Below are 17,157 nucleotides of genomic sequence, written 5' to 3' on the forward strand. Positions count from 1 at the left end.
ATACACAGTAGTAAGGTCGAGACTAGGAAATACAATGAAACTACTCTCAAAATTCTACGGTTCCATTTATGTTTAAATAAAACCATTATTTGGTATCGTTTTTAGCTAGTTGGGCAAACGTATATTCTTGCCATGTTTTTTCTGATTGTAAGGTGATATATTCTTCGTGTTTTTCTAGAATACTAATGTTAAGATCATAATTAACTTCTTTCTCTTTAGCATAGTTATATAATTGAATGCTATTGGTATCCCCTAAATCGATGAGGTAATGAATATCTGGATTTTCTAGTGTACTTAAATTAAAATACGTAATTGTTTTATCCCACGGCACTGCAGCGCTTAGTACTAAGAAAGTAAACACTGTGGCGATATTGGTGCGTACTAAATAAACAAAGCTTTTTATTTCCGCTACTTTAATATAGGCTGTAATTAATCCGGTAAGGGTAAGTAGCAGATATACGAAAACACCAATGCGTTTATAAGTAAGACCTAAGGCTTCAACATAGGTAAAGTTCTTGTAAGATGTAAAGACAATTAGTATAATATTTAAAGAGATCCAAACATAGGTTAGCGTTTTTATTTGCGTATTCTCTTTATAAAAATTGAGGTTTCCTCTAAAGAAATAAAGAATTAAAATAATTGCTAACACTATCGAAAACATTAGGGCATAGACACCTTGATGAACAGATGCCGAATATTCTGCATTAGAAATATCGCCTTTTTGGAATAGGTAAATTCCGTCGGTTACTAAAAAGAATACCAGTAAAAAATTAAGGGCGATAAAAATAAATGAGCCTAAGGTATGCTCACTTTCAAGTTGCTTTTTTTGACCTATTATTTCTATTTCGGTCGGAGTCTCCAATTCGTTTTTCTGAGATACATCAACTGCTATTAATTCTTGTGCATCTAACGGACGTAAAATGTTTAGAAATATAACATACCCCAGAAATGTGAAGAATACCCAAGGGAAACTAATAAAGTCAAAAGAGATTTGGTCTACCAGATTTTCAAAAACAGGATTCGCATTCTTATAAAGCGTGGCAAATAAGATTAGTAGAATACCAGCAAAGAAGCCACCTTTTAAGCGGTTCAACAGTTTTGGTGAAGTCTCTTTCTTTGTATCTTTTTCTTCTTCTGAATTTTGTCTTTGAATGAAATTTGCGATAGACGCAACCAATAAATTAGTAAACCCAAGTAACCAAGAAAGGTATAATGAGGTTTTGCTTGATATGGACTTTCCTATGAACACCATCAATGCCATGAAATGAACAAATACGGTAAACCCCGTTGGGTTAATAAGAATAAAGATGGAAGTTAAAATATAGGTAAGTGCATAGCCCCAAGACATGGCTCTAGTTTCTTTTAAGGTAGAGACAAGCACTACCACTAAAATTGATATTAAGAATAGATTTAGACCAAAGCTTTTACTGTAGAATAATAAACTGAAGGCTAAGGCAGATAAGATTGATTTTATATGAATATTCATAATATGATGTATTTAAAAGGTCGTTAATGATTAAAGTTATCTCAGTATCTTTTTGAATATGAATACAAGTATTAGGCTTGCAGATAGTTGTCGAAATTGTTTGTTATAACCTATAAAAGATTTAGGTAAAAAATAGTAATGGGTATATTGACTATAACAATGAGCATGGTACTAATGTGTTCGGTGCAGTCTTTGTAGTACCGTATGCTATTTATTACTATGAGGAGAAGTAAAATTGTATTGGTAAAAGTAGCTAGAATCGTGTACAAGTAACCTATTCTTACAAAATAGGAATCACCAGTTGTTTTAAATAATAGGAGTAAAACAGTACCAAGAATAAAGCTGATTATTGCAGTCAATACAGCTATATAATTAATTGAGTGTGTAAATTTTGTTTTCATTATTGTAGGATTTATGGAATTAAAAATGTGGATTTTATTCGTTGGATGGGTTGATGCAGCAGCTTCTGAAACTCTAATTGATGAAAGGGTAGTGCAGATTTTCCAAGTGTGTATTTCGATTTGAAGAATCTCCAATACTCCGGATATAGAATAGAACCTATTAATATTACGGTAAATAGGTAAAGACTTCTTTTTCCATTTCCCAATAAATAGAACTGCATGCTTATTTCTTCGGGTACCGTAGTTCCCGTGTTCGTGAGTACATGAAATACATCATGACTCTCTAGTTTTTCTTGTAACTGAAAGTTATTGGCAATAAGAAATTCACCCATATGATAGCCTAACGAGTTGCTTGGATACTCTTTTAGCACTTCAGCATTATATTGCCAAGCTTCATTTTTCTTGAAGTATTGATAGGGTGTCACGCTCCAATCATATAATTTTTCTAAAACGGTTGCTCTCATTATTTATTATTTTAAAAGTACTTTGAAATTCAAAGTAAAATGATAAAAAAATATATTACTTACCTATGAGTTTTTCTAAAGCATTAATATGCTTCTTAAATTGTGCTTTGCCAAGTGGGGTGGCAGAATAACGTGTGTTTGGTTTACGACCAATAAATTGCTTTTCCACTTTTATATATTCCTCTTTTTCGAGCGCTTTGGTGTGACTGGCTAAATTGCCGTCGGTTGCACCTAACAGTTCCTTCAACATTTTAAAATCAGCATAATCGTTCACCATTAGAATAGACATTATGCCCAATCGTATTCGGTGGTCAAAAGCTTTATTTATGTTGTCAATTAAACTCATATATCAATAGCTAACTAATCTTAATTTCTATCATACTTATAATACATTAATCCACCATATAGAATATGGCAAACGCCAAACCCTAAAGCCCAAAAATACAATCCATATCCTATAAACTGAGTATTAATCAATCCAATTGCTATAAAAGCTAAACCCATATAACGTACATCGCCCATGGTATACTTGCTTGCATTTACACAAGCCAGACCATAAAATATAAGCGTCGCAGGAGCAACGAGACCGGCAATACCCTGTTGCATTAATACTAGGCAGAAAAAACCACCGACAACTAAAGGAATTAGAAAGTTAAATACCAGTCGTTTACTTGTGCTGTCCCAAATTTTCTCGCCACTTTTTTTGGCTTTTCTTAAGGTCATTATAAATCCGGTAAATGCAGCTAAAACTAAAACGGCAGTTGCGATGATTGTTAAATCTTTAACCACATCAGTTCCCCAAAGAGAGGTGCTTCTTCCAGAAAGACCATCATAGTTGCTGGTAGAAAAACTTTTTAACCTAGTGTATGCTAATCCTGCACCTATTAACGCGTATACGCCAGCTAGAATACCAGATAGGCCACTTAGAGAAATAAATCGTGAAGAACGATTCATTAAATTCTTGATTTCGGTAATATCGTTTAGATACTTATTTGCCTCCATATTAAAGTACTTTGAAATACAAAGTTAAATTAAATATGGAATTCAGCACTATAGATTTTAAAAAAAAATGATTTTTACTACTTAACCGTAATGCTGTATGAAATTGTAGGTTGTTGTTTTGGCGCTGTAAAACAACCTAGTGCTTTTAGTTTTAATAAGACTTCGCGCTTATTTTCTAATGTTTTAAGGGATATTTTTTTTGTTTCGCCGGCTTTAATTTCAAATACAGGTGAGTTGTCGTAAAAAGTGTATTCAGATTCATTTTCAAAAAGAAGGTCACTACTGGTAATATTTTTTACTTCTAGAAGAAGTACATGTGTGTTGTTGGCATAACTGGCTTTTTCAACTATCAGGCTTTGCTCTAAAAGCGGAATTAAAAATTCTTCCTTACCAACCATTAGGTCATTGTACACCGCAACTGTTCTTCCTGCAAATAGCGCTTCTTGCATACTTTCTATGCTCCTTTCCTTTGCAAATACCAGCGTAATTGGTCGTTGGTTGCCTTTTTCAGTATAATCCCAATCTATGAGTCCGTGAATGTCACTGGTACCCATTATGGTTAGATTATGTTCTAAAGCTAACGCTAATGATTCTTGAGCATAATCCACAGAATTGATTACTTCTATTCCGTGTAATTCACCCTTTTTTAAGCGTTCTTTTTGAAAGTCGCTGAATATAGGATTTCCTTTTGGAGATTGATTATACCATGCCGGATGGTTCCAAAATACAAAAGCACCTTGTTTTTTGGCTTCCATAAAAGCATCTTCTGCCTTGTCTTGTAAAATAGGATTTGCATCTTTTATAAAAACGGCATTATTGTGACCCGCAGGTTCGCTTCTCGTGATTTCTGATCCATGAACAATCATTAAATCATGCTCCTTGGCTTCCGCCATAGCAATAGTATAAGAACGGTTTCTATCTGGATGCGGAATGTCAGTTAAGTGTGGTTGATATTCTAAATGTTCAGTTAATGAAATAGCATCCAAGTTATCTCGTAGTGCCTCCATCACTCTAATATTAGGCCAAACATATCCATCTGAGAAAACGGTATGAATATGTAAATCTGTCTTTAGACTTTTATACCCTGGTATATCTGGAAAATTTAGAGGTCGTGCACTGCTATGCTTATGCTCTTGTGCTAGAATAGAAAAGGAGATTAATAAGAAATAAAGAAAGGCAAGTCGAGTTTTCATGAGTCGGTTATTTATCCAAATGTATGAAAATCGACTCGCCTATCTATAAATGAGGTGTTTACTATAGATTAATAAATGGTTATTTATTGATGCTATTATTTTTCTGAGTCTTAATAATTTTGCTAAAAATGAGCAGACCAACTATGCCAATAACAATCCAAAAAATATCTATGAACAAAATTTGGTCATATCCCTTTTCAAAGCTTACCCATATCCAATTGCCTGTACAGATACCATTCACAATTGGTATGCTTAAGCCAATTATACTGCCAGAAAGTAAACTGTAGGTATTGGTGAGATAATTGTCTTTTTTTAATATGAAGAAAATAGAAATCAATAACCACCCTATAAAATAAAACTGGTAGAGAAGGCTCATTCCCGCAGGATTCACCACTTTAACTAATATAAATGATAAAGCTGTTATAGGGTACATACTTAAACAAATGGCTAAATAGTACCTGACTACTGCCTCATTGAATTTTCTTTTTTTAACGGGAATATTTTTCTTGTTTCTGGCGGTCAACCATATAAGTACACCGCTCAGTATTACGAAACAACCAATAAGACCTAGTAAAAATGAAATGATGCGCAACCCATATCCACCATAATCACCAAAGTGCAATCGATAGAAGATACCTTTAACCGCATCTAAGTAAGATGTTTTTTGGGTAGGGTCTTTAATACCATATATACTACCGTCTGTTACATTATATATGGTATATCCGTAGCCGTTAATTTTATTTTTATAATCTAGATTTCCACTAACAGATACATGCATCCCTTTATCTCCATAATTGAAAATATGAACTTCGTTCACATTAAAATTATTCCATTTAGACTTTACTTGTTTTACGTAGCTATTAATATTTATTGATTTATTTATAGGCGTATTTTGAAATTCGAAATGTGGATGCGCATATTCTAAATCTTCATATAGTTTTTTATCATCGCCATCATATAGCGCTAATACCGTAGGTGCCACCAAAAGTATTTTTAACATAAAAAAAGTTCCTGTAACTGCATATACCAATTGAAACGGAAAACCAATAACACCTAATGCAGTATGTGCATCTGTCCAAACTGTTTTTAACTTAGTCATTGGTCTGAAAACATAAAAGTTGGAAATAATTTTATCCCAATGGACCACTATGCCGGTAATTAATGCGAACAAGAAAAATAGGGCTACAAAACCAGATAGGTAATACCCGAACGGGTGTGGCATTTGAGCGAAAAAATGTAAACGATATAGGAATTCGCCTAATGAGTAGGAGGTAGCATAATCAGTAGTAGATTTGTCATCTGTATTTAAATAGTAAAATGCACCTGCAGCTTTTTCTTTGGTAAGTAAAGTATCTTTTGAAGCTCCTAAGTTTACACCAATATGTTGTTCATTGTAGTACTGCTTAAACTCAATGTCTCGACCAAACAAGTTTCTTTCCTTGGACATTTGCTCCAAGGTCTCATCAAAATCTAAGTTTATTTCTTCTGGCGCTTTAACCGTGTGGCCGCGCTCCCAATTAACAATTTCATCTCTAAAAAAGGAAAAGGAGCCAGTGAAGAAAATTACATAGAGTGCTACACTTATTACAATGCCACTAACCGTATGTAAATGAAATAAAATGTTATATGTTCTTTTAGACATTATATAAGAGGGTTTAGAGCTTTACCGTAAAACATTATTATTGCCAGTATAATGGAGGTTATAACGTAAATACCCCAAATTTTCCATCCGTTTTTAGCCAAAAAAGCTATAATCATTAAGCAGACCCAAAGTATTATAGCGCTGTAAGTGCTGGTAATTATTACATCAACATGGTCTAACCAACTGGCAATGGCCAAGTGAAAAAGTATTGAAACGATAAAACCACCTATAATGGCAGCCGTAATTTTAGAAAAGCGAGGCCAAAAAGACGGATTCAGATATTTTGAATTAGCGGGCATATTAAAAAAATGAGAATTCCATTAGGAAAATTAGTAGTAAGGTTAGGCTTATTGTTTTGTAGGTAATAAGATGAAGTGGCTGCAATAGTATTATGAGACTTGCCACGGTCATTAAGAAAATTAAATAGGTAAAAATGCCCGAGCCCCATCCAAATTTATATATGGAAAGGGCACAGGCGATAAAAATTAATATAGAGCCTATTGCATTGGCTTGGGTACTTTTTTTAAGGCACCAAGTTTCTATTTTTAAATTTATGGGCACCTTTTGCCTTTTTGTTGTTGCGTAACAAGTATAAAATCCGGTAAAGGTTAATAATAGAATTATAGTTATCATCTCTGTTTTTACTGGTTGATACAATAAGTAGCACAATGCCAAACAAATTCATAATCTTTTCCATTATAGGAACCTGGGACTCTTTCTTCATAAACAGTTTCCATAGTGTACTTAGTATTCCATGGTAATTGAAAGCTTACTTCACCATTATCATCTGTTTCAAGAGTTTTACTCCATAAATCTGACACATATATTTGAAACTCATTTTTAGTCAAAGGTTTTCCTTTAAAAAGCACTTGTAATTTAATTTCACCATTGGTGCTCTTTAATTCCTTTATTACTATGCCGTCAGTATTTAAGGTTTTGGTATCGGCTATTATATTACCCACCTGTACTTTGGCGGTAGATTGATAATGGGTTTTGAAGATGCCAAAATCCCATTCTGTATAATCCAGTACTTCAATATTGTCATTATTTAATGCTACTGTATAAGTTCCATTAGCTTTTGGAATGAAATAGGCTACATAGTAATCTTCTTTCGCAGTAGTTTTTAAAACTTTTTTTGAACCATCTGGCTGTATAAGCCACAAATTGAATTTTGCAACTGACGGAAAATTATCCCCTTTTACTTTCTCAATAACTCCGTGAGTGTATTCGCCAAAATAGACCCTAACTTCTTGTTCTTTTTGTAAGCTGCCGGTTCGGTCGGTTTCTAGCCATAAATAGTGGGCAAACATTGGTGAAATGGTGAATAGAAGTAGGGAAATCGTAATTATTATTTTTTTCATGATTATTTATTTATGGTTAAACCCTCGGCATTTTGCCGAGGGATAACCGGATTGCACTAACTCAACAAGAATTAATTAATATGTTTTTCTAGAAATTATAGGTTACTGTTACCCTACCATTGATGCCGGGTTCTGATTGCCAGTATAAATAAGTGGCATAATTAGATCCGGAATACAAGTATTCATTTAAAAGGTTGTTCACGTTAAACTGAACTCTAAACTGATCATTGCTCCAGGAGAGTGCGCCATCTAGTCTAAAGTAATCGGGTAATTGAGATTCATTATCTGCACCCCATGACCATGTAGAACGATCAATTTGATATTGGTAGCCTAAAGAAGCACCAAAACCTTGAAGCTTGGATATTTCTGGAAATTTATAATTAAGCCAGCCATTTGTTAAATGCTTTGCATGCCCAGCTACACGTTGTGCTATATTTTCAGGGTTGGTGTCTTCTGTAATTTCAACATTTGTATTGGCGTAATTTAGTATAACGTTTAATTCAGGCGTAATCTCACCTTGCAAATCAAATTCTATACCTTTAGATTGAATTTCACCCAACTGTATTGAGAAGTTAGGATTCTCTGGATCTGTTACCAGTACATTTTGTTTGGTGATTTGATATGCACCTAATGAAGTTCTTAACCTACCATCAAAAAAGCTCTTTTTAATACCACCTTCAATATCATTGGCATCAACTGGATCAAAGGTTTCTCCTGTAAAGCTTACTCCATTTTGTCCAATAAATGAGCGGTCGTATAAGGCATATGCTGTAAGACTTGGTAATATGTTTACACTTAAACCTATACGTGGTGTAATTTTTGAATCGGTTTCATCTTTGCCCCGGGTAAATAAATTGGTATATCTACCTGCAAGTGTTAAACGTGCCTTGTCATTAAAAAAACCAATTTCATCCTGTACATAAACAGAGCGGTTAATACCACCGTAATTATAAATGTTATCGCGATATTGAACGGGTACAGACTTGTTGAATACCGGTAGTTCTGTGTTTCCGTATACAGGATTATAAATATTAAATGGTTGGTCTATATCGGTGAGACCAAATTGATTGAAATCTGCCCAATATTCCTTTTGGCTATAATCGAATCCACCTAATAGTTTATGGCTTACGCCACCAGTTTGAAAGGCTCCAGATACATAAGTTTGAAAGTACTTGCCTATAGAGAGCGCATCCCAATTACTTATGTAACGTACTGCATCGCCATTTTGCTCCATTGACCACACCCAAGTAGAATTACCTATTTGATTATAACGTAAAGAACCAAATTTGGTTTCCCAACTCCAATCCTTATTAAAGTCATGTTTTACGGTTCCAAAAAAGGTAACTTCCTGTATGTCTGAAGCTGGGTAATTCGTATCTGTAAATTTAAAATCTCGATCTAAACTACCGTAACCGTCCTCATTCGGAGCAAAAACATAGGCTGCTCCCATATAGCTTTCTGCTTGTTGAACACTTAATTCTGCCGTAACAGACGTTTTTTGAGATAGATTGTAGGTTAGGGCAGGAGCAAAGCCGTAACGCTCAGCATCTTCATTACCTCTATGACTATCAGATGTTTGGTACATGGCATTAAATCGATATAATAATTTCCCGTTTTCGGTAGCCTTTCCTCCAAGGTCTAATGTTGCTCGATAGTTATCAAAACTACCTGCCATTAGTGATACTTGTCTAATTGTTTTTTCAGATGGTTTTTTAGTGACCACATTATAGAATCCGCCAGGTTCGCCAGCAGACATCATAAAACCTGCAGGACCTTTTACAAATTCTATTTGATCTACAAATGCCATATCTTCAGATAATGGTCCCCAAGTGTCTTGTACATTAAATCCGTTTCTAAATGCCGGTAACCTAAAACCTCGCATATTTACTCTAGCAAAATTCCCCCAGTGCTCTAAAAGTGTAACTCCAGAAACATTTCTAATAACCCCGTCCATTATACTTGTAGCTTGTTGGTCTTGTAGTAGTTCGCTACTAATGATTTGAATGTTCTGAGGTAGTTTGGCTATTTCTGTTTTTAAGCGTAACGATGATGATGGGGTTTTTACGGCATACTTGTTATGATGCCCTTTTACTACTACTTCATTAAGTTGTTCACTTTGCTCTGGTAGCGAAACAGTGACTATTTCTATTGATTTATTGGCTAATACGGTAGTTGAGATTTGTTTAGAAACATGACCTACGATAGACAATGTCAATGTATATGTACCAGCAGCTAAATTCTTTATTTCAAATCTACCTTTGGCGTTAGTGGTTGTTCCTAAACTGGTCTTGGAGATACTAATATTAACATTAGATAGTGGGTTGTTGTTTTGGTCTACAACGGTACCTTTTAAGTCACCACTTTGTGCAAAAGTGAAAGAGGTGCCGATTAGAAAGAGCAGAATTGTGTAAATATTCTTCATGAATTATTTGTTATTTTTAATTAGTCTAAATAAGTTTGATGCGAATTTATGACCTAGTCATGGATTAGAAATGACGTGAAATGGTAAAAAAAAGACGCAATTTTACAGATGCGCAGATTGTTGATTTAACCGAGTCGCAAGAAATTGCGTATCATAAATTGGCGGACTGTGTTAAAGAAAATGGTAATAATGAGGTGAACCATAAGGTCTATCATGTTAAAGAGGAGTATGGTAAGGGACGTATTGACGAAATACATTTTGAAGATGTAATTATATCTACTCTGGTATTTAAATTGAAGAGAGATGTCGTTTTAAAGCAGAAATTAAAAATCGACTTTGTGCAATTATCTTTTCTGATTGAGGGTGAGCGAGTAATTTCAATTTTAAATTGTGATGATATTTTTTTAGAGAGTGGAGACTCTTACTTGGCAAATATCAAATCTTTTGAAGGAACCTCTAAGATTACCGGAAATAAAACATATAAAGAGGTTAAGGTGAAGTTATCAAATTCATTTTTAGCTAAGCATGGTTTTTTCAATGATTTAAAATTAAAAGAACTTATAGATGATAATTTAATATTGCCCATAACTAATGAAATGATGTCTATTTTAGAAACTTTTGAAAAGGTGAGATTTGAAGGAACGGCAAGACTTATTTATTTAAAAGCAAAGGTTTTTGAGATGTTGGCCGTTCAAGTTTCCAATTACAAAAATGAACATCTTAGTAATAATGCCTTTCAAAATAGTAATGTGTTGAAGAAATTGTTATGTATTCAAAAACGTATTAACGAGAATTTAGCCATTAACTATTCCGTAGCAGAATTGGCTAAAGAAGTTGGTATTAATAAAACTGTTTTAAACAAAGAGTTTTTAAGGGTTTTTGGAAAAACTGTACATGAATATAGTATTGATAAAAAGATAGAAAAATCAAAATCTCTATTATTAAATACAGATATACCTATCTATGAGATCGCCGAACAAATAGGTTACAAAAATGCCACGCATTTCTCTGCAGCATTTAAACGTCAAGAAGGTATAACACCAAAGAAATTTAAAAATAGTTTGTAGTAATCTTGTGAAGTTAATAGTATCAATTTATCAAAGAAACTCCAATGCCAAAGGTGGTTTGTCTATGGTTATAATCAATGAGAGTTTCTCCGTACCCATCAAAAAGTTGTAAATGCCCGTTGAAGTTCTCGTAAATAGGAAAAGACCAGGTGAATTGTAAACTGCCGCGACTCTTATCTCCTAAGTTTAACGAATGTCTGGCTATTGTTCTAAAACGCTGTCTACCCCAATCATAAGTGATATCAGCCTCGCCACGTCCAACGTAATCAGATATATTTTCGTTGTCATCAATTTTACTTCCTATACGTATCCAAGGTTTTAGCATTACTTGCCAATTATCACGCTCAAATGCAGCATGAAAGGCAATACGGTTCCAGCTTCTTGAAATTGGGTCAGACTGCCCGTTAGATTCATGTATGACTGAAGCGCCAACCATTTTGGTATCAAAACCAAGTAATTTAAATTTAATAGGAAAGTTGGCGATAATTTCGGGTTGATAATTCAATTCTCTAAATGGTCTTGAACGTTCTGTGTTATAAATTTGCCAATAAGCGGTCTGCGAATAGCCCATCCATAAATCCATTCGACCATCAAACATACCATGAAAAATTTTTGTTTTTAGGCTAATCTGAAATTTTGATTCTACAGCATTTAAGCTATTTGGCTCATCTAAAACTTTATCTGAATTTTCTGCCTGTGGAAATTCATTTGGGTTGGTAGAATATTTTGCGGCGGTTATGTATATAGGTTTGTAAGAAGTAAGAATGAATGTGCCACGTTGATGCTCATCATCTAGTTCCCATAATTCACTTAAACTTTTACTATTATTGAAATACCAATTGTGATCGTGATCGTCTTGCGAAACACATTGATGGCTGAAGGTTATTATAAAAGCAAATATTAAAACTGTTGTTGTTTTATGTAACATCGATAAATTTTAAAGGAGTCAAAATTATATATTTGAATGCGTATTAGTAAATGAATTCGTATTTTAAATTAATACAATCAATTTAATAATGAAACCAGCAGAGAACTACATTTTTAATCAGCCCGAACCTTACAAGAGTATTTTAATGCATTTACAAATGATGATTGAAACTACTTTGCCAGAGGTAGAGTTAAAGTTTAAATGGAATATTCCTTGTTTTTATATTGGAAAATCTCCGATCTGCTATTTAAATGCATCACACAAAAAGCAATTTGTGGATATTGCTTTCTGGAACTCTGCACACCTTACAAAACATTTGAACGTACTAATTTCTGAAAACAGAAAAGTAGTACGTTCATTGCGTTATAGTACCCTTGAAGATATTGATAACGAGATTCTTATTGATGTTTTACAAGATGCTTATTCCGTTCGTAAAAATGGGTTTTACAAACGAAAAGACATATAAATTAAAATTGATTTACCACAGCTCTCAGCGCCACTAAATCTGTCAATAGTTTTTTCATTAGTCCTAAGTCTAGCATATTGGCACCATCACTTTTTGCATTGGCACAATCAAAATGAGTTTCTATAAAAAGTCCGTCAACACCAGCGGCAACACCTGCACGAGCCATAGTACCAATTAATGCTGGTCTACCTCCTGTAACACCAGAAGTTTGATTTGGCTGTTGTAACGAATGTGTAACATCTAAAACTACAGGTGCATATTGTTTCATGGTCGGTACACCTCTAAAATCTACAATCATATCTTGATAACCGAACATGGTTCCACGATCGGTAATTATAGCTTGCTCGTTTCCAGTTTCAGTTACTTTGTTGACAGCATGTTTCATGCTCTCCGGACTCATAAATTGCCCTTTTTTAATATTTACCGTTTTACCTGTGTTAGCAGCAGCAACCACTAAATCTGTTTGGCGTGCTAAAAAAGCTGGTATTTGTAGCACATCAACATATTCTGCGGCCATGATGGCATCTTGCTCGGTATGTATATCGGTAACCGTTGGCACCTTAAATGTTTCAGATACTTTTCTTAGTATTTTCAATGCTTTTTCATCGCCTATACCCGTAAATGAATCTAACCTACTACGATTTGCTTTCTTGAAACTTCCTTTAAAAACATAAGGAATTTTAAGCTCATCGGTTATGGTTACAATATGCTCTGCAATACGCATTGCCATGTCTTCACCTTCAATGGCACAAGGACCAGAAAGAAGAAAGAAATTATTACTATCTGTGTGTTTTATTTGGGGTATTAGAGATAAGTTCATTCGTCGAATATTTTTAAACAAAGATACTATTTTAAGCAGCTTACTGTTCTATTAGGATAAGATTGTCGAAAACCCAAATCGGAATGAACTTTAAGAAGTACCTACCTATAATTATACTTGCCTTATTTGCTTATAAAGGCAGTGCCCAATTTGGTAAGAATTGTGAATTGAGACAGGTGAAAATCAATATAATCAATCCGGGTTTGGAGTATGAAATGGCATTAGGTGCCAATACAACTTTTGATATTAAGGTTGGTATTCAGGCGGCATTAGATCCATTACTGCCAGATGTGTATAGTGAGTTGGGAGTTTTTCCTGCCATTGCAGGACAGTACAGGTATTATTATAATTTTGAGAAACGACAAAGAAAAAGAAAACAGATTTACGGTAATTCTGCCAATTATGTAGCGCCTGCGGTTGCTGTATTTTTTCCGGGTTCACGTACAATTGGTACAGAGAACGTAAAAGGTGCCTTTGGTTATGCAGGTTTGGTAACCGGTATTCAGCGTAGTTATGATTCTGGGTTTAACTTTTCGGTAGATGTTGGGGCAGCATATTATGATGGGCAATTTGAAGGTGGTATTTACCCTGTTGCCAACTTAAGTATTGGTTTTATAATTAGTGAAAAACGATGGTGTGTAGGTCGATAATCACGTAAGTAATTTCTTAATATTTCTATAAATCAAGTGGTTACTTTTTTTTAATCATGTAGTTTTAGTTGCAACATCAATCTAACTATATGAAAAAAATTACGCTGATTTTTCTATTCTTATCTATTACGACAGCACATTCTCAGATTAGGGATTTTTCTGAAAAAGGTAACGGACTCATCAACCTAGAGCGCCATCAATTTACAATTAATCTACTTGGACCTGGTATTAGATATGAGTTAGGCTTATTTAAAAATGTAAGTGCATCAACCAGTTTTACTCCAGCATTTGCAAGATACCAAGAAGGCTATGCTTTAGGTTTTGCTTGGCATACCAGAATAAGATATTACCATAATTTTCAGGAGCGTTTAGATGTCAATAAGAATACGGTAGGTAATTCTGCAAATTACTTTGGTCCTGCACGCAGCATTTTCTGGGAACCTGTTCAGTTTACCGATAATATATCTGACGGAAATAGTAACTATGCCTTTGCTTTCTATGGCGGAGTGTATGGCGTGCAACGTACCAATAGAAAGGGGTTTAATTTTAATGGGGAAATTGGTTATGGTTATTTTAGGGGTGACGGTTTGGATAACGGTCATGGTTTTATGGTAAACTTAAATTTTGGATGGGTAGCAACAAAAAGAAAATCTACAAAACCAACTTTTGATTAACGTGGTCTAATATTTGATATACATCCCAAATAATATCAAAACAAACTACAACATGAAAAAAGTCATTTTTCTATTAGTTATTCTTTTGTCCGCTTTTTATGTGAATGCACAATCAGGGAAATTAGTAGAGGACGGACTTTTTAAAATTAACGCATTGGCACCTGGTGTATCTTATGAATTTGGCGTTGGCTCTAAAACTACATTGAACTTGGAAGGTTTTTTAGGTTTTGCATTGAACGGAGGATTTGGTAGGGATACTGATTTTGGACTTTTTCCTGGCTTGGCTGCAGAAGTTAGACAGTATATTAATTTCGATAGAAGGCTTAGAAAAGGCAAGAATATATCTGGTAACACAGGTAATTATATTTCATTTTTAAATCAAATGCAATTTGGTACACCCATAATTGGTAATTTAGAATATGCTTCAGATTACTATTATAATATTGTCTTAGCATATGGTTTACAGCGTACTTACAAAAAGGGATTCTATTTTGGTTTAGCCTTTGGACCAGGTATTTTTGTTAATGAATTTGATGCAAATACAGGTGTTTTAATAGATGCTAGACTTGGTTGGGTAATTGGCGGTAGAAAAAAGTAGCCTAAGCTCAAGGGAACTCTCTCAAAATCAATAAGATAAAAATAACAAAAGTTTAAGTGCAACTATTAATATTTAAAGTATCTTTGCACGCTTAAAATAGACCTTATGTCCACTACAAAGAATATTGCGATCATTGCGCACGTTGACCACGGTAAGACCACCTTGGTAGACAAAATAATGTACCACTGTAGCTTGTTTCGTGAAAACGAGAATACAGGTGATTTAATTTTGGATAATAACGACTTGGAAAGAGAACGTGGTATTACCATTACTTCCAAGAACGTTTCCGTTATATATAAGGATACTAAGATAAATATTATCGATACTCCTGGTCACGCCGATTTTGGTGGTGAAGTAGAGCGTGTATTGAACATGGCTGATGGTGTTTTGTTGTTGGTAGATGCTTTTGAAGGACCAATGCCGCAGACTCGTTTTGTATTACAGAAAGCGATTGATTTAGGATTAAAGCCTTGTTTGGTTATTAATAAAGTTGATAAAGAAAACTGTACTCCAGAAGAAGTACATGAAAAAGTTTTTGATCTAATGTTTGAACTAGGTGCTGAAGAATGGCAGTTAGACTTTCCTACAGTTTATGGTTCTGCAAAGAACAACTGGATGAGCGAAGATTGGAAAAACGAAACAACTAACATAGAGCCATTATTAGATATGGTTATCGAGCATATTCCTGTTTTTGAACCAAAAGAAGGAAATACGCAAATGTTAATTACCTCTTTAGATTTCTCTTCATTTACAGGTAGAATTGCTATCGGTAGATTACAAAGAGGGTCTTTAAAAGAAGGTCAAGCTATATCTTTGGTTAAGAGAGACGGTTCTATCGTTAAATCTAAAATTAAAGAATTGTACGTATTTGAAGGTTTAGGCCGTAAAAAAGTACAAGAAGTTGAAACTGGTGATATTTGTGCCTTAGTTGGTGTTGAAGGTTTTGAGATTGGTGATACCGTTGCTGATTTAGAAAATCCAGAAGCGTTAAAAACTATCGCAATAGATGAGCCTACAATGAGTATGTTGTTTACTATTAACGATAGCCCATTCTTTGGTCAAGATGGTAAATTTGTTACTTCTAGACATATTAAAGATCGTTTGGCGAAGGAATTGGAGAAAAACCTTGCCCTACGTGTAAATGATACTGATAGTGCTGATAAGTTTTTAGTATTCGGTCGTGGTGTATTACACCTTTCTGTTTTAATAGAAACTATGCGTCGTGAAGGATACGAATTGCAAATTGGACAACCACAAGTAATTATAAAAGAAATAGACGGTGTTAAATGTGAGCCTATTGAGCATTTAACTATTGATTTACCTGAAGAAGTTTCAGGTAGAGCTGTTGAAATGGTATCTATCCGTAAGGGTGAGATGACTAAGATGGAAGCAAAAGGTAACCGTATGTTATGTGAATTTCAAATTCCATCGCGTGGTATCATCGGTCTTCGTAACCAATTATTGACTGCTACTGCTGGTGAAGCTATTATGGCACACCGTTTCTTAGAGTATCAACCAATGAAAGGTGATATTCCTCAACGTCAGAATGGTTCTTTAGTTTCTATGGAAAAAGGAAAAGCTATTCCTTATTCTATTGATAAATTACAGGATCGTGGTAAGTTTTTCGTTGATCCGGGTGAAGATATTTACGAAGGTCAAGTTATTGGAGAAAACTCTCGTGGAGATGATATGACCGTGAACATTACGAAAACTAAAAAGATGTCTAACGTACGTTCTTCAGGAGCGGATGATAAAGCTAAAATTGTACCAGCAATTAAGTTTTCATTAGAAGAAGCTTTAGAATATATTCAGAAAGATGAATATGTAGAGGTTACTCCTAAGCATTTACGTCTTCGTAAAATTTACCTTACGGAAAATGACCGTAAGCGTAATAAAATTGCATAAATAGTAAAGTCCTTTTTTAAGCGATTTTATTTACTTTATATAAAAAAAGCCACCTTTCTAGGTGGCTTTTTTGGTTGT

17 protein-coding genes are annotated in these 17,157 nt (G+C 34.3%); 6 read left to right on the top strand and 11 right to left on the bottom strand.

Annotation, left to right across the window (positions count from 1 at the left end; all coding sequences use genetic code 11):
• Positions 1-85: 85 nt before the first annotated feature.
• The 9 genes from BM296_RS07835 to BM296_RS07875 form a co-directional block, all read right to left on the bottom strand.
• Complete coding sequence (locus BM296_RS07835) at positions 86-1,486, bottom strand: DUF4153 domain-containing protein (protein ID WP_091902549.1); 1,401 nt, start codon at positions 1,484-1,486, stop codon at positions 86-88.
• 412 nt (positions 1,487-1,898) lie between these two features.
• Entirely contained in the window at positions 1,899-2,351 is a 453-nt protein-coding gene (locus BM296_RS07840; protein ID WP_027064737.1) for a hypothetical protein, read from the bottom strand.
• A gap of 55 nt (positions 2,352-2,406) precedes the next feature.
• Entirely contained in the window at positions 2,407-2,697 is a 291-nt protein-coding gene (locus BM296_RS07845) for a winged helix-turn-helix domain-containing protein (protein WP_027064736.1), read from the bottom strand.
• A 20-nt stretch (positions 2,698-2,717) separates the two neighbouring features.
• Positions 2,718-3,353, bottom strand: coding sequence for a hypothetical protein (locus BM296_RS07850; protein ID WP_091902550.1), 636 nt, complete (start codon positions 3,351-3,353; stop codon positions 2,718-2,720).
• A 77-nt stretch (positions 3,354-3,430) separates the two neighbouring features.
• Entirely contained in the window at positions 3,431-4,546 is a 1,116-nt protein-coding gene (locus BM296_RS07855; protein WP_091902551.1) for an Sb-PDE family phosphodiesterase, read from the bottom strand.
• A gap of 79 nt (positions 4,547-4,625) precedes the next feature.
• Complete coding sequence (locus BM296_RS07860; protein ID WP_091902552.1) at positions 4,626-6,188, bottom strand: PepSY-associated TM helix domain-containing protein; 1,563 nt, start codon at positions 6,186-6,188, stop codon at positions 4,626-4,628.
• Positions 6,188-6,487 (bottom strand): hypothetical protein, encoded by a 300-nt coding sequence (locus BM296_RS07865; protein ID WP_027064732.1) that lies wholly within the window; start codon positions 6,485-6,487, stop codon positions 6,188-6,190. The genes BM296_RS07860 and BM296_RS07865 overlap by 1 nt, the downstream gene beginning before the upstream one ends.
• A gap of 342 nt (positions 6,488-6,829) precedes the next feature.
• Positions 6,830-7,549, bottom strand: coding sequence for a DUF4198 domain-containing protein (locus tag BM296_RS07870; RefSeq protein WP_091902553.1), 720 nt, complete (start codon positions 7,547-7,549; stop codon positions 6,830-6,832).
• Between the two features lie 88 nt (positions 7,550-7,637).
• Positions 7,638-9,971: a TonB-dependent receptor gene (locus tag BM296_RS07875; protein ID WP_091902554.1), complete on the bottom strand. Its 2,334-nt coding sequence runs from the start codon at positions 9,969-9,971 to the stop codon at positions 7,638-7,640.
• Between the two features lie 80 nt (positions 9,972-10,051).
• Between BM296_RS07875 and BM296_RS07880 the strand changes: the two genes are divergently transcribed.
• Entirely contained in the window at positions 10,052-11,038 is a 987-nt protein-coding gene (locus tag BM296_RS07880; protein ID WP_091902555.1) for a helix-turn-helix domain-containing protein, read from the top strand.
• Between the two features lie 22 nt (positions 11,039-11,060).
• Here the strand turns inward: BM296_RS07880 and BM296_RS07885 are convergent, their stop codons facing one another.
• Positions 11,061-11,966, bottom strand: a complete 906-nt coding sequence (locus tag BM296_RS07885; RefSeq protein ID WP_091902556.1) for a phospholipase A — start codon at positions 11,964-11,966, stop codon at positions 11,061-11,063.
• 88 nt (positions 11,967-12,054) lie between these two features.
• On the opposite strand from BM296_RS07885, the gene BM296_RS07890 reads away from it, so the two are divergent.
• On the top strand, positions 12,055-12,432 hold the full coding sequence (locus BM296_RS07890) for a DUF1801 domain-containing protein (RefSeq protein WP_091902557.1): 378 nt from the start codon (positions 12,055-12,057) through the stop codon (positions 12,430-12,432).
• Between the two features lies 1 nt (position 12,433).
• On the opposite strand, the gene kdsA is transcribed toward BM296_RS07890, so the two are convergent.
• A complete protein-coding gene (gene kdsA / locus BM296_RS07895) occupies positions 12,434-13,252 on the bottom strand; it encodes a 3-deoxy-8-phosphooctulonate synthase (RefSeq protein WP_091902558.1) in 819 nt (272 codons plus the stop codon).
• An 83-nt stretch (positions 13,253-13,335) separates the two neighbouring features.
• Here kdsA and BM296_RS07900 point away from each other — a divergent pair, with 83 nt between their 5' ends.
• From BM296_RS07900 to typA, 4 genes are all read left to right on the top strand, one after another.
• The gene (locus tag BM296_RS07900; protein ID WP_091902559.1) at positions 13,336-13,902 is read left to right on the top strand and encodes a hypothetical protein; all 567 of its coding nucleotides are present in this window, start codon (positions 13,336-13,338) and stop codon (positions 13,900-13,902) included.
• A gap of 89 nt (positions 13,903-13,991) precedes the next feature.
• Entirely contained in the window at positions 13,992-14,576 is a 585-nt protein-coding gene (locus BM296_RS07905) for a hypothetical protein (protein ID WP_091902560.1), read from the top strand.
• Between the two features lie 52 nt (positions 14,577-14,628).
• Positions 14,629-15,174 carry a hypothetical protein gene (locus BM296_RS07910; RefSeq protein WP_091902561.1) on the top strand — a complete coding sequence of 182 codons (546 nt, stop codon included), beginning with the start codon at positions 14,629-14,631 and terminating at the stop codon, positions 15,172-15,174.
• 105 nt (positions 15,175-15,279) lie between these two features.
• Complete coding sequence (typA, locus tag BM296_RS07915) at positions 15,280-17,079, top strand: translational GTPase TypA (protein WP_027064721.1); 1,800 nt, start codon at positions 15,280-15,282, stop codon at positions 17,077-17,079.
• Positions 17,080-17,157: the final 78 nt, after the last annotated feature.

The organism is Maribacter stanieri, assembly GCF_900112245.1.
GTDB lineage: Bacteria > Bacteroidota > Bacteroidia > Flavobacteriales > Flavobacteriaceae > Maribacter > Maribacter stanieri.

Coding starts and splice junctions, on each gene's coding strand:
- BM296_RS07835 (WP_091902549.1), bottom strand. CDS start 1,486: ATGAATATTCATATAAAATCAATCTTATCTGCCTTAGCCTTCAGTTTA.
- BM296_RS07840 (WP_027064737.1), bottom strand. CDS start 2,351: ATGAGAGCAACCGTTTTAGAAAAATTATATGATTGGAGCGTGACACCC.
- BM296_RS07845 (WP_027064736.1), bottom strand. CDS start 2,697: ATGAGTTTAATTGACAACATAAATAAAGCTTTTGACCACCGAATACGA.
- BM296_RS07850 (WP_091902550.1), bottom strand. CDS start 3,353: ATGGAGGCAAATAAGTATCTAAACGATATTACCGAAATCAAGAATTTA.
- BM296_RS07855 (WP_091902551.1), bottom strand. CDS start 4,546: ATGAAAACTCGACTTGCCTTTCTTTATTTCTTATTAATCTCCTTTTCT.
- BM296_RS07860 (WP_091902552.1), bottom strand. CDS start 6,188: ATGTCTAAAAGAACATATAACATTTTATTTCATTTACATACGGTTAGT.
- BM296_RS07865 (WP_027064732.1), bottom strand. CDS start 6,487: ATGCCCGCTAATTCAAAATATCTGAATCCGTCTTTTTGGCCTCGCTTT.
- BM296_RS07870 (WP_091902553.1), bottom strand. CDS start 7,549: ATGAAAAAAATAATAATTACGATTTCCCTACTTCTATTCACCATTTCA.
- BM296_RS07875 (WP_091902554.1), bottom strand. CDS start 9,971: ATGAAGAATATTTACACAATTCTGCTCTTTCTAATCGGCACCTCTTTC.
- BM296_RS07880 (WP_091902555.1), top strand. CDS start 10,052: ATGGTAAAAAAAAGACGCAATTTTACAGATGCGCAGATTGTTGATTTA.
- BM296_RS07885 (WP_091902556.1), bottom strand. CDS start 11,966: ATGTTACATAAAACAACAACAGTTTTAATATTTGCTTTTATAATAACC.
- BM296_RS07890 (WP_091902557.1), top strand. CDS start 12,055: ATGAAACCAGCAGAGAACTACATTTTTAATCAGCCCGAACCTTACAAG.
- kdsA (WP_091902558.1), bottom strand. CDS start 13,252: ATGAACTTATCTCTAATACCCCAAATAAAACACACAGATAGTAATAAT.
- BM296_RS07900 (WP_091902559.1), top strand. CDS start 13,336: ATGAACTTTAAGAAGTACCTACCTATAATTATACTTGCCTTATTTGCT.
- BM296_RS07905 (WP_091902560.1), top strand. CDS start 13,992: ATGAAAAAAATTACGCTGATTTTTCTATTCTTATCTATTACGACAGCA.
- BM296_RS07910 (WP_091902561.1), top strand. CDS start 14,629: ATGAAAAAAGTCATTTTTCTATTAGTTATTCTTTTGTCCGCTTTTTAT.
- typA (WP_027064721.1), top strand. CDS start 15,280: ATGTCCACTACAAAGAATATTGCGATCATTGCGCACGTTGACCACGGT.